17 protein-coding genes are annotated in these 22372 nt (G+C 72.6%); 6 read left to right on the top strand and 11 right to left on the bottom strand.

What is annotated here, in order from left to right; genetic code table 11:
- Nucleotides 1-59 precede the first annotated feature (59 nt).
- The gene (locus tag ACGFIW_RS08385) at nt 60-2069 is read left to right on the top strand and encodes an FAD-dependent oxidoreductase (RefSeq protein ID WP_393311992.1); all 2010 of its coding nucleotides are present in this window, start codon (nt 60-62) and stop codon (nt 2067-2069) included.
- A gap of 23 nt (nt 2070-2092) precedes the next feature.
- On the opposite strand, the gene ACGFIW_RS08380 is transcribed toward ACGFIW_RS08385, so the two are convergent.
- Nucleotides 2093-3055, bottom strand: coding sequence for an SDR family oxidoreductase (locus ACGFIW_RS08380; RefSeq protein WP_393311990.1), 963 nt, complete (start codon nt 3053-3055; stop codon nt 2093-2095).
- A gap of 134 nt (nt 3056-3189) precedes the next feature.
- Here ACGFIW_RS08380 and ACGFIW_RS08375 point away from each other — a divergent pair, with 134 nt between their 5' ends.
- The gene (locus ACGFIW_RS08375) at nt 3190-3945 is read left to right on the top strand and encodes a dienelactone hydrolase family protein (protein ID WP_393311988.1); all 756 of its coding nucleotides are present in this window, start codon (nt 3190-3192) and stop codon (nt 3943-3945) included.
- Nucleotides 3946-3964: 19 nt separating this feature from the next.
- On the opposite strand, the gene ACGFIW_RS08370 is transcribed toward ACGFIW_RS08375, so the two are convergent.
- From ACGFIW_RS08370 to ACGFIW_RS08335, 8 genes are all read right to left on the bottom strand, one after another.
- Nucleotides 3965-5068 carry an L-dopachrome tautomerase-related protein gene (locus ACGFIW_RS08370; protein WP_393311986.1) on the bottom strand — a complete coding sequence of 368 codons (1104 nt, stop codon included), beginning with the start codon at nt 5066-5068 and terminating at the stop codon, nt 3965-3967.
- Between the two features lie 121 nt (nt 5069-5189).
- Entirely contained in the window at nt 5190-6074 is an 885-nt protein-coding gene (locus ACGFIW_RS08365; RefSeq protein WP_393311984.1) for an SMP-30/gluconolactonase/LRE family protein, read from the bottom strand.
- Between the two features lie 86 nt (nt 6075-6160).
- Complete coding sequence (locus ACGFIW_RS08360; protein ID WP_393311982.1) at nt 6161-7102, bottom strand: sugar kinase; 942 nt, start codon at nt 7100-7102, stop codon at nt 6161-6163.
- Nucleotides 7099-7719, bottom strand: a complete 621-nt coding sequence (locus tag ACGFIW_RS08355) for a bifunctional 4-hydroxy-2-oxoglutarate aldolase/2-dehydro-3-deoxy-phosphogluconate aldolase (RefSeq protein ID WP_393311980.1) — start codon at nt 7717-7719, stop codon at nt 7099-7101. Before ACGFIW_RS08355 ends, ACGFIW_RS08360 begins: the two co-directional genes overlap by 4 nt.
- A gap of 11 nt (nt 7720-7730) precedes the next feature.
- On the bottom strand, nt 7731-8570 hold the full coding sequence (locus ACGFIW_RS08350; protein ID WP_393311978.1) for a hypothetical protein: 840 nt from the start codon (nt 8568-8570) through the stop codon (nt 7731-7733).
- Nucleotides 8564-9709: a galactonate dehydratase gene (dgoD, locus tag ACGFIW_RS08345; RefSeq protein ID WP_393311976.1), complete on the bottom strand. Its 1146-nt coding sequence runs from the start codon at nt 9707-9709 to the stop codon at nt 8564-8566. Before dgoD ends, ACGFIW_RS08350 begins: the two co-directional genes overlap by 7 nt.
- Nucleotides 9706-10416 carry a FadR/GntR family transcriptional regulator gene (locus ACGFIW_RS08340; protein ID WP_393311974.1) on the bottom strand — a complete coding sequence of 237 codons (711 nt, stop codon included), beginning with the start codon at nt 10414-10416 and terminating at the stop codon, nt 9706-9708. The genes dgoD and ACGFIW_RS08340 overlap by 4 nt, the downstream gene beginning before the upstream one ends.
- A gap of 34 nt (nt 10417-10450) precedes the next feature.
- Nucleotides 10451-11197: an SDR family NAD(P)-dependent oxidoreductase gene (locus tag ACGFIW_RS08335; RefSeq protein WP_393311972.1), complete on the bottom strand. Its 747-nt coding sequence runs from the start codon at nt 11195-11197 to the stop codon at nt 10451-10453.
- A gap of 159 nt (nt 11198-11356) precedes the next feature.
- On the opposite strand from ACGFIW_RS08335, the gene ACGFIW_RS08330 reads away from it, so the two are divergent.
- Genes ACGFIW_RS08330 through ACGFIW_RS08315 form a run of 4 tightly spaced genes read left to right on the top strand, consistent with a single transcriptional unit; the run spans nt 11357 to nt 16467 of the window.
- Nucleotides 11357-12652, top strand: coding sequence for an ABC transporter substrate-binding protein (locus ACGFIW_RS08330; RefSeq protein ID WP_393311970.1), 1296 nt, complete (start codon nt 11357-11359; stop codon nt 12650-12652).
- 1 nt (nt 12653) lies between these two features.
- On the top strand, nt 12654-13571 hold the full coding sequence (locus tag ACGFIW_RS08325) for a carbohydrate ABC transporter permease (RefSeq protein WP_393311968.1): 918 nt from the start codon (nt 12654-12656) through the stop codon (nt 13569-13571).
- Complete coding sequence (locus ACGFIW_RS08320) at nt 13571-14392, top strand: carbohydrate ABC transporter permease (RefSeq protein WP_393311966.1); 822 nt, start codon at nt 13571-13573, stop codon at nt 14390-14392. Before ACGFIW_RS08325 ends, ACGFIW_RS08320 begins: the two co-directional genes overlap by 1 nt.
- Nucleotides 14389-16467: an alpha-galactosidase gene (locus ACGFIW_RS08315; protein WP_393311964.1), complete on the top strand. Its 2079-nt coding sequence runs from the start codon at nt 14389-14391 to the stop codon at nt 16465-16467. Before ACGFIW_RS08320 ends, ACGFIW_RS08315 begins: the two co-directional genes overlap by 4 nt.
- Before the next feature lie 158 nt (nt 16468-16625).
- Here ACGFIW_RS08315 and ACGFIW_RS08310 read toward each other — a convergent pair whose 3' ends face one another.
- The gene (locus ACGFIW_RS08310) at nt 16626-18965 is read right to left on the bottom strand and encodes an ATP-binding protein (protein WP_393311962.1); all 2340 of its coding nucleotides are present in this window, start codon (nt 18963-18965) and stop codon (nt 16626-16628) included.
- Between the two features lie 185 nt (nt 18966-19150).
- Nucleotides 19151-22165, bottom strand: a complete 3015-nt coding sequence (locus ACGFIW_RS08305; protein WP_393311960.1) for a S8 family serine peptidase — start codon at nt 22163-22165, stop codon at nt 19151-19153.
- Nucleotides 22166-22372: the final 207 nt, after the last annotated feature.

The following is a 22372-nucleotide window of genomic DNA, read 5'->3' as shown; positions in this document are numbered from 1 at the left end:
GCAGCGGCAGCGGCGTGCTTCTGTAACCGTCCCCTCCGGTTACCCCTTGGGAGTGCGTCGTGTCAGTGCCTCTGTCCCGTCGTCGACTGCTGACCGCCGGCGGTGCCGGCCTCGTCCTGGCCGGTCTCACCGACCCCTTCCGGGCCGGTCCCGCCCGAGCCGCCGTCACCACCGCCGACCTGGTCGTCTACGGCGCCACCTCCGGCGGGCTGGCCGCCGCGATCACCATGCGTCGACTGGGCCGCACCGCCGTGGTGGTCGAACCCACCAGCCACGTCGGCGGGCTGAGCACCGCCGGGCTGGGCGCCACCGACACCGGCGTCCAGGCATCCATCGGCGGCCTCGCCGCCGAGTTCTACCGCCGGGTGTACGTCAAGTACCACGGCGGAACCCTCACGCCGACGTCACCGCTGCGGATGACCTTCGAACCGCACGTCGCCGCCGACGTCTTCGCCGACCTGCTCGCCGAGGCGGGCGTGCCGGTGATCGTCGACGCCCGGCTCAGCGGCGTCGGCCGCAGTGGTGACCGGATCACCGAGCTGCGCACCGAGGACGGCTCGATCTACCGGGGCGGGGTGTTCGTCGACGCCACCTACGAGGGTGACCTGCTGGCCCTGGCCGGGGTGGGTTTCACCGTCGGGCGGGAGTCCAACGACACGTACGGCGAGACGATCAACGGGGTGCAGTCCGGCAACACCCACCAGTTCGTGCACCCCGTCGACCCGTACGTGACGGCCGGCTCGCCCGCCAGCGGCCTGCTGCCGGGCATCTCCGCCACGCCGCTCGCCCCGCGCGGCAGCGCCGACGACCGGATCCAGGCGTACTGCTTCCGGATGTGCCTGACCCAGGCGGCCGACCGGATCCCGTTCGGCAGGCCGTCCGGCTACGACCCGATCCGGTACGAGCTGCTGCTGCGCCACATCCAGGCCGGCTACACCGGGCCGTACTTCACCACGCACTCGATCGGCGGCGGGAAGACCGACTCCAACAACAACGGTGCCGTGTCCACCGACAACATCGGCTTCAACCACGCGTACCCGACGGCGAGCTGGGCCGCCCGGGAGAGCATCATCGCCGAGCACCGCACCTACCAGCAGGGGCTGATGTGGTTCCTGGCCAACGATCCCCGACTGCCGGCGACGGTCCGCGACTCGACCGCCCGGTGGGGGCTGCCGGTGGACGAGTTCACCGGCACCGGTGGCTGGCCGCCGCTGCTCTACATCCGCGAGGCCCGCCGGATGGTCTCCGCGTACGTGATGACCGAGGCCGACTGCCGGGGCCGGGTACGGGCCGCCGACTCGGTGGGGCTGGCCAGCTACACGATGGACTCGCACAACTGTCAGCGGGTGGTCGTCGACGGCCGGGTGCGTAACGAGGGGGATGTGCAGATCAGCGTTCCGCAGCCGTACCCGGTCAGCTACCGCGCGATCGTGCCGCACCGGGCGCAGTGCGCCAACCTGGTGGTGCCGGTCTGCCTCTCGGCGAGCCACATCGCGTACGGCTCGATCCGGATGGAGCCGGTGTTCATGATCCTCGGGCAGGCGGCGGCCACCGCCGCGGCGCTGGCCCTCGCCGGGAACCTCGCCGTGCAGGAGGTGCCCGTGCCCACCCTCCAGGCCCGGCTGCGGCAGGACGGCGCGGTGCTGGAGTGGGGCTCGACGAGCGAGGTGATCCTGGACAACGCGGCGAGCAGCGGGATCACCCGGGCCGGCACGTGGCTGCGCAGCACCAGCGTCGGCGGCTACTACGGTCCGGACTACGAGCACGACGGCAACACCGCCAAGGGCGTCAACCGGCTGCGGTTCCGCCCGACGCTGCCCACCGCCGGGTCGTGGACCGTGCACCTGCGCTGGACCGCCAACCCGAACCGGGCGACGAACGTGCCTGTCGACATCGAGTACTCCGGCGGGCTGGTCACCCGCACGGTGGACCAGCGGCAGGCCGGCAGCCAGTGGGTGGCGCTGGGCACCTACCCGTTCACGGCGGGCAGCGACGGCAGCGTGCTGATCCGCACCGAGGACACCGACGGGTACGTGGTCGCCGACGCGGTCCGCCTCGTCCGCGCCTGACCGGCGGCGGACGCGTACGTCGGTCAGTGGTCGGGGAACTCGACGCCCACCAGCCGCTCCGACACCGTCCACAGCCGTGCCGCGTCGTCAGTGCCGCGCGCCGAGCGGTACACGGCCAGTTCTGTCGGTTTGCCGGTGAACTGCCCCAGCCCGTCCGGGCCGTAGAACGCCCCGCCCCGCGCCTGCGGGCTGGTGGCGGCGTAGAGGGCGGGGAGCAGCCCGGCATCCACCGAGTGCACCAGGACGCCCCAGCGGGCCAGCCGGCTCATGATCGAGTGGTGGAGCGAGGGTCGGCTGCGGCCCAGGTTGGGGCCGGACGCGTACAGGTTGGTCATGGTGGTGCCCGGATGGGCGACGTTGCTGACGATGCCCCAACCGCCGGCCCGACTCCGTCGGTCCAGTTCCAGCCCGAAGTGCAGGGTGGCCAGCTTGGAGGCGTTGTAGGCGCGGATCGCCGCGTACCGGTGGGTGCTCTGCAGGTCGTCCCAGTCGAGCCGGCCGGAACGGGCGGCGCTGCTCGACATGGTGGTGACCCGGGCCCGGCCGGCCCGCAGCAGCGGCAGCAGCCGCCCGGTCAGCGCGAAGTGCCCGAGGTGGTTGGTGCCGAACTGCAGCTCGAAGCCCTCGGCGGTGGCGTGCCGGGTCGGCGGCGTCATGACCCCCGCGTTGTTGATCAGGAGGTGGATCGGTCGACCCTCGTCGAGCAGTGTGTCGGCAAGCGCGGCCACCGAGTCCAGCGAGGCGAGGTCCAGCTCCCGCGTCGAGACGACGGCACCCGGCGCGGCGGCCCGGACGGCGTCCAGCGCGGCGGCGCCCTTGGCCGGGTTACGGACCGGCAGCACCATCTCGGCCCCGGCGCGCGCCAGCCTGGTGGCCAGGCCGAGGCCCAGGCCGTCGCTGCCGCCGGTGACGACTGCGAGTTTTCCGGTCAGGTTCGGAACTGTCAGGTCGAGCACAACATCTCCCAGGTCGACGGTGTCCCTCATCGGTCGTGGACAAGCCTGGGTCGTTCGCCGACCACCACCCAGGGTCGTCTTATCCAGGGATCGGCGATCCCCGGGTCGGCTGCCCGGGCGGGTAACGTTCTCGACGATCAAGGACATTCGGACGAGGAGGCAGGGTGCGGACGACGACTGTGGACATCCCGACCGGCGACGGGGTCGCGGACGCGTCCCTGACCCGGCCGGACGGCGACGGCCCCTTCCCGGCGGTGCTGCTCTTCATGGACGCCTTCGGGCCGCGCCCGCGCCTGGTCGAGATGGCGGAGCGGATCGCCGCCCGGGGCTACCTGGTGCTGACGCCCCACCTCTTCTACCGGGCCGGTCGGGCACCGCTGTTCGACCTGTCCCGCCTCGGCGAGGCCGACCAGCGTGGCGCGCTCTTCGAGCGGATCATGCCGCTGGTCGGCGTGTTGACCCCGGACGTGTTCGACCGGGACACCACCGCGTACCTCGACTTCCTGGCCGCCCGCGACGACGTCCGGCCGGGCCCGGTCGCCATCACCGGCTACTGCCTGGGCGGCACGAACGCGCTGCGTGCCATCGAGGGGCACCCGGACCGCATCGCCGCGATCGCCAGCTTCCACGGCGGGTACCTCGCCACCGACGCGCCGGACAGTCCGCACCTGGGCGTCGGCTCGATCACCGGCGAGGTGTACTTCGGGCATGCCGACGCCGACCGGTCGATGACCCCCGAGCAGATCGCCACGCTGGAGAAGGCCCTCGACGCCGCTGGGGTGCGCTACCGCTCCGAGGTGTACGAGGGCGCCCACCACGGCTTCACCATGGCCGACACCCCGATGTACGACGAGCAGGCCACCGAACGCCACTGGGCCGCCCTCTTCGACCTCCTGGACCGCGCCCTGCCGACGCGCTGACCGAAGACGCCCGGCCCGGTCAGCGGCGCAGCAGCACCGGGCCGGCGTCGATGCGGGTGCGGAACAGCGCGTACGGCTTGCGCCGCAGGTCCTGGCCCCGCTGGTACTGGGCCTGCCGGTGCAGTTGGTTGGCGGTGACGTAGAGATACCCGTCGGTGGCCACCGACATGGTGTCCGGCCAGAGCAGGCGCGGGTCGTGCACCAGCGTCTCGTACTCGCCGTCGGGCAGTCGACGCAGCACCGCGTTGTGTTCGGACGAGGTGAGGTAGAGCCGCCCCGCGTCGTCGCTCTCCAACCCGTCCGAGGCGGTGCCCCTGTCGCCCTCGTCGACAACTGTCGCGGCGACCGCCTCCTGGGTGACGCCCGGGTCGACCAGCGCTTCGGTGGAGACGCTGTACAGGCGCCGGGACGCCAACGGGCAGTAGTAGAGCCGGGTGCCGTCGGCGGAGATGGCGATGCCGTCGGAGCCCATGCTCACCGGCTTCGGCGGCCCGTCGGCCGGTCGTTCGAGGAACGGTCGGCCCTCGACCACCGGGCGGAACGACGTCAGCGGCTCCGCCTTGGTGGACGGGTGGTCGTGCAGCCGCCGCCAGGAGGCCCCGCTGGCCAGGTCCACCACGATGATCCCGTTCGGCCCTGCGAACGCGGAGTCGGTGATGTACGCGACCCCCGCCTCGCCCCGGCGCAGATCGAAGCGGACGTCGTTGAGGTACGTCGTCGGCGGCGCCACGTCCGCCGGAAAGGTGATCACCTGGGCGACCGTGTCGGTGTCCAGGTCGATGCGGACCAGCTTCGGCCCACCCGGCTTCGTGGGCTGGAGCATCGGGCTGCCGGTGTCCACCACCCAGAGCCGGTCGGCCGGGTCCACCACGATGCTCTGCACCGACACGAACGCGCCCGCGTCGTCGTCACCGGACGGGGTGTTCCATGCCTGGTCGGGGTAGGGCACCTCCCGGCCGTCGCGCAGCTCCACGACGGTGGCCGGCACGTCGTCGCCCCACTTGGGGAAGTTGACGAAGATCCGGCCCCGGTGCGAGACGCTCACCCCGGTCGGCATCGGGCCGGTGAAGGTGTGCACCAGTTCCAGTTCGCCTATCGGCTCGTCACCGACCGGTCCGTTCATGACGTCCACCCCACGATGCCCATCGTCTCGCCTCCTGCCGGTGGGCCAGACCCCGCCGGTCGCCCCTCGCTATTCCCGCCTCGGCGTCCGGTATGCCTGACGGGAGCGGGCGGAGGTTGGGTCAGCCCGCGTGGGGTGCGGCGGCGTGGGCGGCGGGCAGGCCGGGGACCTCGACGTCCACCGCGAGCAGCGCGCCGTCCTCCGGGCCCGGTGTGTCCAGCCCGACCCGGGCGGTGCCGATGAAGAGTCGACGCAGGCCGGGGCCACCCAGGCAGATGCCCGCGGGTTGCTCGGCCGGCAGCCGGATCTCCCGGTCGAGGGTGCCGTCCGGCCGGTAGCGGCGAACCGCCGAGCCGCCCCAGAACGCGATCCAGAGGTGGCCCGCCGCGTCGACAGTCATGCCGTCCGGGCCGCCGTCGGCGGGGGACAACCGCAGGAACGGCTCCCGCCCGTGCAGGTCACCGGTGCCCGGGTCGACGGTGAACCTGTCGACCTCGCCACGCGGCGTGTCGGCCAGGTACATGGTGGTGCCGGCCGCGTCGAAAGCCGGCCCGTTCGGAATGGTCAACCCGGTCACCGCGGGGACCGGCTCGGCGCCCGGGGTCAGCCGGAACAGCGTGCCCCCGCCGGGCACCATCGCGTACGTCATGCTGCCGGCCCAGAAGCGGCCGTGCGGGTCGGCGACGGCGTCGTTCATCCGGGTCGGCTCGGTTGTGTCCGCGACCAGGTCGGCGACCGGCCGGGGGGCGTCGCCGGCGGGCAGCACCGTGATGCCGGTGCCGGCGGCGGCGAGCCAGTCACCGGGCCGGTCGGCCACCGGGGCGACCGCGCCGAGCGGTACGTCGAGGCGGCGCACCTCCCGCAGCGGGGCGGGGGCGTCGCCGGCGGTCTCCAGCAGTCGTCCGGCCAGCAGGTCGAGCAGGACCAGCCGGTCGTCGACCCAGCGCAGCCCCTCGCCCAGGTCGAGCCGGTCACTGCTCCAGACGGTCGGTTCGGTCAGCTCCATGGTGCTCCTCCAAGGGATCTCCGGTCGGCGGCGGCCGCTGGGGGCCGGTCGGCGGTGCGCCGGCCCGCGCCCGGCCGCCGCACCGATCAGCGGACCGTACCGCCGGGGCCGTGGTCGAGCAGCGTCAGCTCGGCCCGGTCGGGCAGGCCCTCCCAGTCGCCCCTGGTCGCCACCGCGAACGCGCCGGTGGTGACCGCCCGGTCGAGTCGGGTCGGCGCGTCGGCATTGTCGAGCCAGGCGGAGAGCAGCCCGGCCACGAATGCGTCGCCCGCGCCGACGGTGTCCACCACGGGCACCGTCTGGGCGGGCCGGTGCACCGTGCCTGTCGCGCGGTGGCTGGTCGCCCCGTCGGCACCGTGCTTGACCACGACCTCGGTCACGCCGGACGAGAGGAGCGCCGCGACCGGGTCGGCCGCGTCGGTCAGGACCGCCAACTCGTCGTCGGAGGCGACGACCAGATCGAGCGCGGGCAGCAGTGGTCGAAGCGCGGCGGCGGCCTCGGCGACCGACCAGAGCCGCTGCCGGTGGTTGACGTCCAGGCAGATGGTGCTGCCGGCCGCGCGGGCGCGCCGCACGGCCTCCACCACCGCCTGGTACGGCTCGGTGCCCAGCGCGCAGGTGATGCCGGTGACGTGCAGCAGTCGGGGTGGTGGCCCCGGCGCGTCGAAGGCACGTGTCACGTCGGCCGGGCGCAGCCGGGAGCCGGCCGACCCGGCGCGGTGGTAGGTCACCCGGTTGATGTCGGCGACCCGGTTCTCGAACAGGATCAGCCCGGTGGGCGCTGTCGCGTCGATCCGGGACCAGGTCAGGTCGACACCCTCGGCGCGCAGCGTACGGCGGATCAGCTCACCGGGCTCGTCGGCGCCGGTGACCCCGACCCAGGCGGCCCGGTGGCCGAGCCGGGCCACCCCGATGGCCACCGTCGACTCGGCGCCGGCGACGGAGATCCCGGCGGTGCCGCCCAGCCGCAGCGGGCCGGTGGTGCGGAACGCCGCCATCGTCTCGCCCAGCGTGAGCAGGTCGGTCACCGCCGGACCGCCGCGAGGAAGGTGGCCGCGCGCTCGCGTAGTGCCGCCAGGTCGCCGCCCCGGACGGCGTCACCGAGCAGCGGAGAGCCGACGCCGACCGCGACGGCGCCCCGGTCGAGGTAGTGCCGCGCGCCGTCCGCGTCGACCCCACCGACCGGCACGAACGCGGTGGCGGGGAACGGGTCGCGCAGCGCGCCGAGGTAGTCGGGCCCGCCGAGGGAGGCCGGGAAGAGCTTGACGGCGGTCGCCCCGCCACTGGTGGCCTGCACCACCTCGGTGGGGGTGAGTGCCCCGGCGAGCACCGGCAGCCCGAGCCGGCCGCCCTCGGCGAGGCTCGCGGCGATCGCCGGGGTGACCAGGAAGCCGGCGCCCGCGTCGGCTGCCGCGCGGGCGTCCTCGGCGCTGAGCACGGTGCCCGCGCCGAGGCCGAAGTCGGGCCCGAGGGCGCTCCGGGCGCGGCTGATGACGCCGAGCGCGTCGGTGCCGGTCAGCGAGACCTCGATCAGGGCGACGCCGCTCTCGGCCAGGGTGAGTACGGCGGCCAGCGCGGCGGCCGGGTCCGGGCCGCGCACGATGGCCAGCAGCCGGTGGGTACGCAGCTCGTCGAGCAGGTTCATCGCGGATGTCCTCAGTGGATGCGGTGGGCGGAGATGGTGAGTCGCCAGGTGACCTCACCAGCGGGCGGAACGATCGCCGCGTCGGTGGGGCCGGCGTCGGCCAGGTCGAAGGCCGCGCCGAGCATCGGTTCGACGCCGACGCTGCGGTAGGGGCCGCTGGTCGGCCAGCCGCCCAGGTTGCGCCAGAGCGCGGTGCTGCGGGGCTGCCCCGCGCACTCCAGCTCCAGCGTCAGCCGGTCGGCGCCGTCGCGCACCTGGACCCGTGGGCAGTCGAGCAGCACCGCGCCGAGTGCGGTCCCGTCGTCCGGGCCGAGAGTGTCCATCCGCAGCCCGGCGGGTGCCGGCCACGCCCCGGTCAACCAGGGGTCGCCGGTGGGCCAGGTGCCCGGCGGCAGGAACGCGGCGGCCTCCGGGTGCAGTCGGGTCGGTGTGCCGGCGGGTGCGTCGAGGCGGGCTGAGGGGGACAGGTCGAGCAGGGCGTGTGCGGCCCAGATGAACCGGTGCCCGGGGTCGGCGGCCAGCCGGTAGTCGGCCACCACCACACCGCCGTCGTCGGTGATCCGTCGGTTCAGGGTGAACGTCGGCCGTTCGATCACCACTGTGCCGGGGCCGGCACCGCGCCACCGGCGCGACCACACCGCACCGTGGTCGGGCTCGCCGCGCACGGTCGGCAGGCACTCCTCCAGGCCGCCGGCGTCGACGAACGGGTCGTCGGGGCGTACCTCGTCACGGCCGGGCTGCGGGCCGCGCCAGAGCCACTCCCGGCCACCGCCGCGCAGGCTTGTCCACCGGCCGCCGTGCGCCGCGTCGTACGCCACCCGCAGCGGCACCGGCGTCGCGCCGGTCACCATTCCGCGAACGACCCGTCGGCGTGCTGCCAGACCGGGTTGCGCCAGGCGTGCGGTGTCCGCGCGGCCCTGCGCACCGCGGCCTCGTCCACGGTGATGCCCAGGCCGGGCCGGTCCAGGCGGGCGATGTGCCCGTCCACGAACCGGAACGGCTCCGGGTCGACCAGGTAGTCCAGCAACTCCGAGCCGGCGTTGTAGTGGATGCCGATGCTCTGCTCCTGGATCAGGAAGTTCGGTGTCGCGAACGCCACCTGGAGGCTGGCCGCCAGGGAGATCGGGCCCAGTGGGCAGTGCGGGGCGAGCAGCGCGCCGTACGTCTCGGCCAGCGTGGCGATCCGGCGGACCTCGGAGATCCCGCCGGCGTGCGACAGGTCCGGCTGGACCACGGCGACCCCGGCCTGCAACGGGCCGAGAAACTCGGAGCGGCCGTAGAGCCGTTCACCGGTGGCCACCGGGATCGGTGTGCTGGCGACGATGTCGCGCAGATGGTGGGCCTGGTCGGGCAGGACCGGCTCCTCCACGAAGAACGGGCGCAGGGGTGCCAGCTCGGGCAGGATCCGGCGTACCGCGGCCAGCCCGGCCCGGCCGTGGAAGTCCACCGCGATGTCCCGGTCCGGGCCGAGCACCTCGCGGGCGGCGGCGACCCGGCCGACCACCTCGTCCACCTCGGCGGAGGTGGGGATGGGGGAGAGTCGCCCGCACGCGTTCATCTTGACGCCGGTGAGGCCGGCGGCGACCTGCGCGGCGGCGGCGTCGGCGACCTCGTCGGGCTCGTCCCCGCCGATCCACGAGTAGATCCGCACCTTCTCGCGCACCGGCCCGCCGAGGAGCGCGTGCACCGGCGCGCCGTACGCCTGCCCGGCGATGTCCCAGAGCGCCTGGTCGAGGCCGGCGACCGCACTGGAGAGGATCGGGCCTCCCCGGTAGAAGCCGCCCTTGGTGAGCACCTGCCAGTGCTGCTCGATGCGCAGCGGATCGGCACCGATCAGGTATTCGGAGAGCACCTCGACGGCGCTGCGCACCACCTCGGCACGCCCCTCGACGACCGGTTCACCCCATCCGACCAGCCCGTCGTCGGTCTCCACCCGGCAGAACAGCCACCGTGGCGCGACCAGGAAGGTCTCGATGCGCTCGATCTTCACTGACTGCCCCTTCGTCCCCGTGCCTTCTCGACGTCGCGGACGGCCTTGTCCAGCAACTCACGCATGGCGGTCTCCGCCGCCGTCTCGTCCCGCTCGCGCAACGCGTCGACCACGGCGCGGTGGCTGGGCACCGGGTCGTCGTGCGCGGCGCCGCCGTGCACCAGGCGGTCGCGTTCGGCGAGCCCGGTCTCCATCACCACCTCCATCCGCTCCAGCAGCTCGTTGTGCGTGGCGGTGAGCAGCGCGCGGTGGAAGGCGAGGTCGGCGGCGACGGCGGCGGCGGGATCACCGTCGGCCTGGGCCATCTCGGCAAGTGCCCGGTCGAGGGCGGCCAGGTCGTCCTCGGTCGCCCGGATGGCGGCCAGCCGGGCGGCGGCCGGCTCGATGATCGCGCGGACCTCGTGCAGCTTTTCCAGCAGGCGCTCGTCGGGCCCCTCGGCGAACTGCCAGCGGATCACGTCACCGTCGAGCAGGTTCCAGTCGGCGCGGGGCCGGACGAAGGTGCCGCGTTTCTGCCGGGCGTCGACGATGCCCTTGGCCGAGAGGACCTTCAGTGCCTCGCGGAGCGCCGTCAGGCTGACGTCGAACTCCTCCTGGAGGGCGACGATGTTCAGGGTCGCGCCGGCGGGGATCTCGCCGGTGAGGATGCGACGTGCGATCGCTTCGACGGTCTGCCCGTGGACGCCGCGGCGTGCGTACTGTGCCAATGCTCCTGGCCTTTTCGCTTGTCGGATCGATCTCTCAGGCCGAGGCTTTCACCGCTGTCCAGCCACCGTCCACCACGAGGCTCGCGCCGGTGACGTACGCGGCGTCCGGTGAGGCGAGGAAGGCGACTGTCGCGGCCACCTCGTCCGGTGTGCCGAAGCGTTTCGCCACGGTCTCCGCGACGCTGCGTTCACGGTCCTCTTCGGACACGTCCGCCCAGGCCGCGGTGAGGATGGGGCCGGGCAGCACGGTGTTGACCCGCACCTGCGGGCCGTACTCCACGGCGAGTTGGCGGCCGAGCGCGACCAGGCCGCCCTTGGCCGCGGCGTACGCGGGCCGGCCGGGCAACCCGACGAGCGCGTGCACCGAGGAGATCAGCACCACCGCGCCGTCGCGCGCCCGCAGGTCGTCCAGGCAGGCGCGGACGCCGAGGAACGAGCCGGTGAGGCTGACGCCGAGCTGGTGGTCCCAGGACTGCCGACTGGTCTGGTGGGCCGGAGCGACCCGCACGGCGTACGCGGTGCTGACCAGGATGTCGATCGGGCCGAGGTGGGCGCGTGCGGCCGAGACCGCCGCCGCCCAGTCACTCTCGTCGCTGACATCGCCCACTACGGAAAGTGCGCGGGCACCACGCGCGGTCAGTTCGTCGGCCAGCGGGGTCGGGTCGTGCACGTCGAACAGCGCGACCGCAGCGCCCTCGGCGGCGAGCCGCCGGGCCGTGGCCGCGCCGATCCCACCCATCGCACCAGTGACCAGCGCGTTCTTGCCTTCAAGCCGGCGCATAGGCTGATCCACCTGACCCTCGCCTTGGTCTCGTCTAATCATTAATTACGAAGATATCTTGACAGCCGGCGACGGCCGATGCAACCTTCTCGTCACAGCATTCACATGGACGACACATCGCGCGGTGACGCTACGTGTCGTAGAGGAAGGGATACCTCCGTGAGCGACTTCGACCCCGGTCGCCGGCGATTCCTTGGCCACCTCGGGCTCGCTGGCCTGGGTGCCCTCGGCGCCAGCTCGTTCCTCAGCGCGTGCGCCAGTTCCGCCAGCGGACCGACGACGAGCGGCGGCTCGGGCGCGGTCACCATCCAGTCCAACCTCTCCTCGCCGCAGGCCAAGGCCGCGATGGAGAAGCTGATCGAGACCTTCAACGCGCAGGGCAAGGGCACGGCGAGCCTCAACACGATCGCCTCGGAGACCTTCCGCACCCAACTGCCGACGTACCTGACCTCGGCGAACCCCCCGGACCTCTACACCTGGTACGCGGGCTCGGTCGCCAACGACTACGCCAGCAAGAACCTGCTGCTGGACGTCTCCGACGTCTGGAAGTCGCTGGACGACTACCCGCAGTCGCTGCGCACCCTCTCCACCGACGCCAGCGGCAAGCAGGTCTTCGTGCCGATGAACAACTACTGGTGGGGCTTCTTCTACCGCAAGTCCAACTTCGCCAAGTGGGGCGTGCGGGAGCCGAAGACCTGGACCGAGTTCCTGGCGGTCTGCGAGACGCTGAAGAGCAAGGGCGTTCCGCCGATCGGCATCGGCCTCGGCGACACCCCGTGGGTGGCCTCGGCCTGGTTCGACTACCTCAACATCCGGATCAACGGTGCCCCGTTCCACCGTGAGCTGCTCGCCGGCAAGCAGCGCTTCGACGATCCCAAGGTCAAGGCGGTCCTCACCCGCTGGCGCGAGGCGCTGCCGTACTTCGACCCCAAGGGCAAGGCGTACCCGTTCCAGGAGGCGACCACCGCCCTGCTGGCCGGCAAGACCGGCATGTTCCTGATCGGCACGTTCTTCGCCGACGCCGCACCCAAGGACGCCCTCGGTGACCTGGACTTCTTCCGGTTCCCGATCATCGACCCGGCGGTGCCGTTGGCCGAGGAGGCCCCGACCGACGGCTTCTTCGCCAGCGCGAAGACCGCCAACCCGACCGGCACCAGGGCCCTGCTCAGCTACCTCTCCGGGGTCGAGGCCCAGGAGGCGTACGTCAAGGCCAGCTCCGGCATCGTGCTGCCGGCCAACCCCAAGGCCAAGGCTTCCGACTCGCCGCTGGTGGCCAAGGGCAAGGCGATGCTCGACGAGGCCAAGGAGCTGACCCAGTTCTTCAACCGCGACTCCAGCGACGCACTCCAGCCGACCGCGGACACCGCACTGACCAAGTTCATCGACAAGCCGGACCAGATTGACGCGATCCTGCGGGAGTGGCAGGCCGGCGCCGAGAAGGTCTTCAAGGGCTGACGTGACAGCAACGATCTCCACGACCTCGGTCACACCCACCCGGCGGCGGCGACGGTCGGCTCGACTGTCGCCGCTGCTGGTGGCGTTCGTCCTGGTGCCGTTCGCGGTCGAGAGCATCTGGGTGTTCTGGCCGGCGTTACAGGGCTTCTGGTTCTCGCTCACCCGCTGGGACGGGATGTCGTCGCCGACCTTCGTCGGCGCGGACAACTACGTCGAGCTGGCCGCCGACGCCACCTTCCGGGGCGCACTGGTCAACACGGTGATCTGGCTGGTGCTCTTCGGTGGCCTCTCCGTGCTGGGCGGCTTCGGCATGGCGCTGGTGTTGCAGAAGGAGCGACGCGGCGTCGGCTTCTACCGCGCCGCGCTGTTCACCCCGGTCGTGTTCTCGCTCGTGGTGACCGCGCTGGTCTGGCGGGTGTTCTACCAGCCCGACGGCATCGCCGACACGATCCTGCGGGCCGTCGGCCTGGAGAGCCTGATCCGGCCCTGGCTCGCCGATCCGCAGACCGCCCTGTACGCGGTGATCCTGCCGGCCCTGTGGCGGCAGATCGGCTACGTGATGGTGCTGTTCCTGGCCGGGCTCAAGGCGATCGACCCGGCGCTGCACGAGGCGGCCCGGATGGACGGCGCCAACGCCTGGCAGCGCCTGCGGCACGTCACCATCCCCCAGCTCAAGGGGGTCAACGCCGTGGTGTTGTCGGTCATCGTGATCGACTCACTGCGCTCGTTCGACATCGTCTGGTCGCTGACCAAGGGCGGGCCGTACCACTCGTCGGAGCTGCTCAGCACCTACATGTACTCGACCGCGTTCCAGAGCCTGCGGCTGGGCTACGCCTCCGCGATCGCCGTCGTGATCTTCGTGCTCGCGCTGGCCGTCATCCTCGGCTACCTGGTCCGCGCGTTCCGGGAGGAAGCCTGATGAACAAGCTCCGCACCGGCGCCTTCCACACCGCCATGATCCTGCTCTCGCTGCTGTGGCTCGGGCCGGTGATCTGGGTCGTGGTGATGTCCACCCGATCGTTCGACGACATCGCCGCGCACGGCGTGGGCAGCCTGCCCCGCTCGTTCACCCTGGACACCTACCGGCAGGCGTGGACCGACGGCGGCGAGCTGCGGGCGCTGATCAACAGCATGCTTGTCACCATCCCGTCGGTCGCGTTGAGCCTGGCGCTGGCCGCGATGGCCGCGTTCGCGCTGAGCCGTTTCCGGATCCCGGGCCGGCGCACGATCCTGCTGTTGATGCTCGCCGGCAACCTGCTGCCACCGCAGATCCTGCTCATCCCGGTGGCCAAGTTCAGCGAACTGACCGGCCTGTACGACACGCTCTGGGCGCTGATCGCGGTGCAGGTCGGCTTCGGGCTCGGCTTCTACACCTTCGTCCTGCACGGTTTCATGCGGGACCTGCCGGGCGAGATCCAGGAGGCGGCCACCATCGACGGCGCCGGCACGGCCCAGATCTTCACGAGGGTGGTGCTGCCGCTGACCCGGCCCGCGCTGGCCGCACTCGGCGCGTTGTCCTTCACCTGGATCTTCAACGACCTGCTCTGGGCGATCACCGTGCTGCGTACCGACGACAACATGCCGGTCACCCCGGCGCTGCTCGGCCTCCAGGGGCAGTTCGTCTCGTCCTGGAACGTCATCGCCGCCGGCACGGTCATCGCGGCCGTGCCCACCGTCGCGGTCTTCCTGCGCTTCCAGCGACACTTCGTGTCCGGCCTGGCGCTCGGAGCGGTCAAGTGACCGGGCAGCGGTGGACGCTGCGCGGCGCGCACACCGAGTACACCGTGACGGTGCCGGCGCACGGCCGCTGGCTGGAACTCGTCGCGTGGGGGCCGCACGGCGTCTCCGACGGGCCGTCGCCTGTCGCCTACGACGGCCCGGTGCCGTTCCTCACCGCCGGCGACGGCGCCCCCATCGAGTACGCCACCGACGCCGACCGCCCGTTCACCGGCGCTGACCTGGTGATCGAGACCCCGGGCGGGCAGCGCCGGGTCGGCTTCGGCCACACCGGTGTACGGGCCGACGCCGACGGGCGGGAACTGGCCGTCGACTTCGCCGACGCGGTGACCGGGCTGTGTGCCACGGTGCACTACCGGGTGCCCGAGGGCACCGACGTGGTGCAGCGCTGGGTCGAGCTGAGCAACGACGGCACCGGCCCGCTGCGGGTGGTCCGGGCCGGTTCGGGCGGGTTCTGCGTACCGACGCCGCACGGCGCGCTGCTCAGCCACCAGTGGGGGCAGTGGGCGCAGGAGTTCCAGCTCTCCCACGTCGAGCTGGGCCACGGAACGTTCCGCATCGGCAGCTCCCAGGGCGTACCCGGGCATCTGCACGTGCCCTGGCTGGCCGTGCGGGACACCGCCGAGCCGGCCGGTCCGGCGTGGGCGATGGGGTTGGCCTGGACCGGCTCGTGGGAGATCAGCGCCGAGCGGGACACCGGCGGCCTGACCCGGGTCCGGGTCGGCCGTCAGCTTGTCGACGGTCCCCTGGAGCTGGGCCCGGGCGAGCGGCTGAGCCTGCCGGTGGCCACCGGCGCGTACAGCCCGGACGGCCTGGACGGGCTGGCCCGGGTCTGGCACACCCACCAGCGGCTGCTGGCCGGAGACCGGCTCACCCCGCGCCCGGTGCTCTACAACTCGTGGGAGGCCACCTACTTCGCCGTCGAGGCGCAGAGCCAGTTGGCGCTCGCCCGCATCGCCGCCGAGGTGGGCGTGGAGACGTTCGTCGTGGACGACGGCTGGTTCGTCGGCCGCGACGACGACACCGCCGGCCTGGGCGACTGGACGCCCGACCCGGCGAAGTTCCCGGCCGGGTTCGACACGTTCATCGCCGACGTTCGCGCGCTCGGGCTGAACTTCGGGCTCTGGGTCGAGCCGGAGTGCGTCAACCCGAAGTCGACCCTCTACGCCGAGCACCCGGAGTGGGTCTACTCCGTCGACGGCCGACCGCTCACCCCGGTCCGCAACCAGTACCTGCTCGACCTGGGCCGGCCGGAGGTCGCCGAGTTCGTCCACTCCACGGTGGACGGTCTGCTGCGCCGGTACGACATCGACTACCTGAAGTGGGACTTCAACCGGCCGCGTACCGAACCGGGTCGGCCCGGTGGGGTCGGCCCGGTCGACCTGGACGGCGCGCACGTCGCCAACCTGCACCGCATCTACGAGCGGCTGCGCCGGGACCACCCCGGCGTGCTGATCGAGGCGTGTGCCGGCGGTGGCGGGCGGACCGACCTGGCGATGGCCGCCCGCGCCGACGTGTTCTGGCCCAGCGACAACACCGGCCCGCTGGACCGGCTGGCCATCCAGTACGGCTTCCTGCACGCCAACGCCCCGCACCTGCTCAGCTCCTGGGTCACCGACGCGCCCGGCCTGTTCGACCCGCGACCGCGAACGCTCGCGTTCCGGTTCGTGCTGGCGATGGCCGGCGTGCTCGGCATCGGGGCGGACATCCGGGCCTGGACCCCGGCGCAACGGGCCGAGGCGGCCGGCTGGATCGCCCGCTACAAGGAGATCCGCGACGTCGTCACGCACGGCGAGGTGCACCTGATCGGTGGGCCCGACCAGGCCCGGTGCGCGGTGCAGTACACCGCGCCGGACCAGAGCCGGGTGGTCGTGCTGGCCTGGCACACCGGCCGACTCGACGGTGCCGGCCTGCTGCCGTCCCGCCCGGTGCGGCTGCCACTGCGTGGCCTCGACCCGGCGGCCCGCTACTCGCACGGCGACCGGCACTACTCCGGCAGCCACCTCGCCGCGGTCGGCCTGCCCGTGCACTGGAGCGCGACCCACGACGCCGACCTCATCGTGCTGACCCGCGACTGAGGCCGGAGCACCAGGGCTTCGGCCTCGGTGGCGATCCCACCGAGGCCGAAGTCAGGTCGATCACCGACGACGAGCCGACAGCGCCCGGTTCGCGACTGCGGGCCGCCATCGCCCGATTCGTCGGGCCCGGTGTCGTCACCCGCGGCAGCCGGTTCGGCTCAGGCGGGGACGAGTTTCCGGCACCGGCGCAGGGCGGCCAGGGCGAGCGGCGCGTCCCGGCCCGCGATGCCGGCTTCCAGCTCGATCACCGCTGCCGCGGCCCGCGCCGGGTCACCCGCCGCGACGGCGGCCTCGGTCAGCACCAGCACCGCCTCGGCAGCCCACGCCAGGATGCCCTTTCCGCGTACCAGCGTCAGCGCCTCCGTCGCGAGCCGGGCCGCCTCGTCCGGCCGACCGGCCAGGGTCAGCCGGGCCAGCGCCGAGAGTGCCTGCACCAGCGGCCAGATCGCGCCGACGCGACGGGCATCGGCCACCACCTCCCGCAGCGCCCGCCGCGCCAGCTCCCGCTCGTCGTCGCCGCCGGCGGTACGGGCCAGCACGGTGGCCAGGTCGGCCCGTGCGTCCAGCAGCGTGACAGGCATCCGCTGAGCGCTGGCGACCAGTCGGGTGAGCCGCTGGGCGAGCCCGTCAAGGCGCCCGGCGGCACGGTCCAGGGACAGTTCGGTCGCCTCCACCAGGGCGGTCAGCCGCTCGTACCCGGTCTCGTCGACAAGCGCCCGACCGGCCGCCAGGAGCGCTTCGGCCTGCTCCGGATGCCCGGCGTGCAACGCGCCCTGCGCCCAGTTCAGACAGGCCCGGGCATGCTCCCGGGGCCGGTCGGCCAACTCGGCGGACGCCCGCAGCTCCGTGATGATCGCCCAGGCGGCCGGGTCGCCCAACTCCAGCAGCAGCGAGGCGCGGGCGATCCGGACCGCGAGGTGCGCCCCCGGGTCCCCGCTGGCCACCGCCGCGCTCTCCGCCGCCGCACAGCGGGCCAGGTGGTCGTCGACGTGCCGGCCGACCACCGTGTCCGGTGCCGCCAGCACCGCGAGTGCCGGGGCCTTGCGTCGCGGTGCGCGCAGGTACGGCACGGCACGCTCGATCTCGGTGTACCCGCGCAGGGCCTCGCCCTGCTGGCGCAGCATCCGCCCGAGCACCAGGCCCAGCTCGCCGCGGGCTCCGGGCGGCAGTCTCCGGTCGGCGAGCAGCCGTTCCAACACCGGGATCGCCTCGGCCTGGCTGAGCCCGTCGATGGCCGACCGACCAAGCTTGGCGGCGAGCCGCACCCGTACCGGTCGGGGTAGTTCGGCGACGTCCATGGTCTGGAGCAGGAAGCTGGCGGCGGTCGCGTCGTCGCCGCGTTCGGTGGCCAGGTCGGCTGCGGCCTCGGCGTTGCGGACGAAGTCCGCGCCGCCGCCGGCCCGGCGGTAGTGATGGGCGAGCTGGGCCACCGGCCGCGGCAACCTCTGCTCCAGCACCCGTGCGACGCGGAGGTGCAGCCACTCCCGGCTCTCCCGGGGCACCAGGTCGTACACCACCTGGCGGGCGAGGTCGTGCCGGAACCGCAGACCGTCTCCGGCGTCGTGCAGCAGGCCAGCCCGGTGGGCCGCGGTCAGTGCCGCGCCGACCGCCGCCCGGTCCAGGCCGAGCACCGAGGCGAGGACGTGCTGGTCCGGTGCCAACCCCAGCACGGCGGCGGCACCGAGTACCTCCCGGGTGGCCTCGTCGAGCGGACGCAGCCGCCAGAGCAGCACGTCCCGCAGGACGAACGGGACGCTGTCGTCCGCCAACGGGTCGCCGCCCCGCTCGGCGAGCGTCCGCAGCACCTCCTCGACCACGAACGGGATGCCGGCGGTGCGGTCGAGCAGGGTGGCGACCAACCGCTGCGGCGGATCGTCGAGCCGCAGGGTCCGGGCGGCGAGCCGGCGTACGTCGTCGGCGTCCAGCGGGCCGAGCGTGACGCGCGTGACGCTCCACGGTGGAGTCCGCGCCAGCGCGTCGTGGATCGGTGTGCTGCCTCCCGGTGTCACCGTGCGGGTGGTCAGCACCACCGCCAGCCCGTCGACCGGGTGGGTGCTCAGGTAGCCGAGGAACTCGCAGGTCGCCGGGTCGGCCCAGTGCAGATCCTCGAGCAGCAGCGTGGCCGGACTCAGCGCGGCCAGCACCGCCGCGACGGCGCGCAGCAGACGATGCCGCTCGGCCGCCGGATCGGTCAACGGGGGCGGCGCGGCGGGCAGTGCGTCGGCCAGTTCGGGCAGCAGCGGCGCGAGGGCGCCGGCGACGGGGCTGAGTACGCCGAGTCGGCCGGCGCTGCCCCGGATCGCCTCCAGCAGTACGCCGAGCGGAAACGGCTCCGGTACGTCGTCGCACTCGCCGACCAGGTGGCTTCCGGGCAGTTCGGCGAGCAACTCGGTGACCAGCCGGCTCTTGCCGATCCCGGGCTCGCCCTCCAACAGGATCAGGCACGGCGGGGCTTCGACGAGCCGGCGCAGCCGGGCCACCTCCGCCGCTCGTCCCACGAACTCGACGGGTCCGCGCAGACGTTCGGGGCGGACGGGAGATGGGCCCCCGCCGCCCCGCGTCTTGTCCTCGCCGCCGTCGATCACCGTGGGGCCGAGCAGATCACCCTCGCTGGTGCGGACGGCCGGCCGGCGTACCGACGGTGACCTGGGTCACGCGGCGGCCCGCCGGCCGATTGTCAGCGTCAGGACGTGATCGTGACCGGCACGGTCTTCAGCGAGCCGTCACCGTTGCGGAACTCCAGCACCCCCAGGTAGCGCTGCTCCGGCGCGAGGCCGAACCAGCGCAGGGTCAGGTTCGCCGTCGCGCCCGGCCGCACGCTGCGCTGCTTCGGGTCGATGGTGAACCGGCCGGTCGAGGTGCCCGGCGCGCCCGGCAGGTAGCTGGTGATGGTGTACGCGTTCACGCCGTCCCTGATGTTCTCGGTGAACTCCTGCTCCACGACCACGATGTAGTCCCCGGCACCGTCCGGCAGTGTCACCTTGGCGCCGTCCCGACCGCTGGCCGTGGCGGTGACGAACTTCCCGGACTTGTCGTAGACGTTGAGGCTGAACTCCGTGCACTCCATCACGCCCTCCTCGTCGTCCCAGTCGATGTGGGAGCAGGTGGGCCGCTTCGACGTCACCTGGACGAGCGGGCTGCGGGTGCCGGCCGGCACGTGCAGGGTGGTCCGGCTGATCGACGCGGGCAGCGGCACCGGCAGGTTGTTCGACGTGCTCCAGTCCCAACTCGGCCCGTCGCCGGTCAGGGTGGCCACGCTGCTGGTCCCCGAGGTCAGACCGGAGAGCTGGGAGATCAGCTGACCCTGGTAGCCGACCTCGGCGGCGATCCGGACGCTGCCGAAGGTGCCCTTGCCGGTGATGGCGTCGGGGGCGACGAGCCCGGAGTTGTGCACGACCAGCGGGCTGCGTACCTCGTGCTTGAACTGGTCGCGCCAGGTCAACGAGCCGTCGGCCCAGGTGTCGAACGCGCCGCCGTTGTTGGTGACCTGGACGGTGAAGCGGGCGGACCTGCCCGGCGGGATCTGCATCTTCTTCGGGGTGATCTTGACCTGGTAGCCCGGCGGGGCCTGCACCGACGACGTGTAGGTGCTGGTCCTGTCGCTGACGTTGGTGACCGTGCGGGTCACCGTCTGCTTGCCGACCATCCGGCCCAGCGAGATCGACGGGTAGTTGAGCTGGGCCGTGTCGATCGCACCGATGGTGTCGCAGCCGTCCAGGTCGCCGAGCCCGTAGTCGCCGCCCCGGTCGGCGGACACCCCACACAGGTACCGGAGCCAGTCCTGCTGGTTGGAGTCGTAGACCAGGCCCGGGTCGAACGCGCTACCCGGCTTCACCTGGCCGGCGCCGTAGTTGAGCGGGGTGGCGTCGTACGTGCCGATCTTGATCGGGTTGCCCTTGTCGGTCCTGTCGACCGCGCTGGTCATCAGCGCCGACCGGACCGCCGCCGGCGACCAGCCGGGGTGCCTGGCCAGCAGCAGGGCCGCGATGCCGGCGATGTGCGGCGCCGCCATCGAGGTGCCCGACTCCAGGGCGAAGTCGTTTCCGCCGATGGACGGGGAGAACGCCGCGACGATGTCCTGACCGGGCGCGCTGATGTCCGGCTTGAGCAGCTCGCCGGCGTTCAGGTTGGACGGCCCGGCCGAGGAGAACGCGGCGACCGCGGGGGCCTCGACGGTCTCCAGCCTGCTCGGCGAGATGGTCGCCGTGGCATTGCCCTTGGCGACGTACGCGCTGACCGTGGCCAGGTCGACCTCGTTGATGTGCACGGTGGGCACGGCCTGCACGTCCGCGTTCAGGGAGTTCAGCTCGTCGTTGTACAACACCATGCCGACGCCGCCGGCCCGTGCCACCTCGATGCTCTTGTCGGTACGCGGGATCTCGCCGCGCAGGCAGGCCACGATCGCGCCCTTGACCTTTGCCGGATCCAACGTGTCGTCGGCGCAGAGGCCGGCGCCGTAGGCACCGTCCGGGTCGAGTGCGTTGTCCTTCGCGAAGACCAGTCGGGCCGGCCCGACGCCGGTCTCGCCCATGCCCACACCGGCGATGGTGGTGCCGTTGCCGAGGGTGAGCTTCCGGGTGTTCTGCCGGTCGGTGGTGCTCGCGGCCACCGTGGTCAGCCACGGCGTCGAGTTGTCGACGGTGTTGGCGAACGGGCCGGAGTTGCCGGCGGCGGCCGAGACGAACACACCCGCGGCGGCGGCGTTGAAGAACGTCGCGTCGACCGCCCCGAACTGCTCGCTGTCGTCACCGATCGAGTAGTTGATCACGTCGACACCGTCGGCGACCGCGTCGTCGATGGCGTGCACGATGTCGATGTCGGTACCGGTCGCGCCGCCCGCACCGTTGTCGTACAGCGCCTTGTAGATCGCCAACCGCGCGGCCGGCGCCATCCCGGAGATCAGGCCCAGGTCCTGGGTGCCCGACGTGGCCCGCACGCCGTGGATGCCGGCCGCGGTGCTGGCCGTGTGGGTGCCGTGGCCGTTGCGGTCACGAGGCGAGGCGTAGTCGTCCGGGAACGCGTCGGCGATGCCGCTGTCGTTGTACCAGCGCGCCCCGATCACCTTGTTGTTGCAGGTGACCGGCGCTTCGACGCCGACGTCGCAGGTGCCCTTCCACTTGGCGTCGATGATGGCCTGGTCCGGGCGCGGGCTGGGCAGCGGCGCGAAGCTCGCGCTCTCCGGCCAGTACCCGCTGTCGATGACCCCGACGATGACGCCTTCGCCGGCATGGGAGTCGCCGCCGAACTCCTTGTTCCACACCCCGCCCTTGCCGGTCAGGCCCAGGTAGTCCGGGGTGTGCGAGGTGGTGGCGTGCACCTTCCGGCTCTCGTAGACCGCCCGTACACCCCGGGTGGCGCGCAGCCGGGCGGCCTGCGGCCCGGTCAGGTCGGCGGCGAAGCCGTTGAACGCGGTCTCCATCGTCACGCGGGTGCGCTCGGCCGGCACGCCGACGTGGTCCAGCACGGACGTGCGCCGCTGGCGCAGGTGATCCCGGTACGCCTTGGCGCTGTCCGACGTGCGGTTCAGCTTGGCGCCGGCGGCCGGCCTGGTCGCCGGGATCCCCGCAACACCCCCGGTGTACGTGGCCAGCGGCTCCTCGTCGAGCTGAACGAGGTAGCGGACGGTCGGGCCACTGCTGGTGGGCGCGGCGGTGGCGCTGTCGGGCAGGCTGGTCAGGCCGGCCGCGGTCAGTGCCACGGCGGCCAGCATGCTGACCCCGCGCCTGGCCCGTCCGGTCCGATGTGTGTTGGGTTGTGGCACGTCGTTGCCTCCACGTTCGGTGCCGGCCGCCACGACTGATGACGGTGGCCGAAACCTAGGATCGGTATCGATCATCGAGAAGCACTCGTAACCTGACCGTCATCTTGGAAACAAGCTCGTAACGCAACGGGTACTTTGTGCGTC

The sequence above is a fragment of the Micromonospora sp. NPDC048935 genome (assembly GCF_043197875.1).
In the GTDB taxonomy this organism is placed as follows: Bacteria; Actinomycetota; Actinomycetes; order Mycobacteriales; family Micromonosporaceae; genus Micromonospora.
This window is presented reverse-complemented; position numbering and strand designations above follow the sequence as displayed.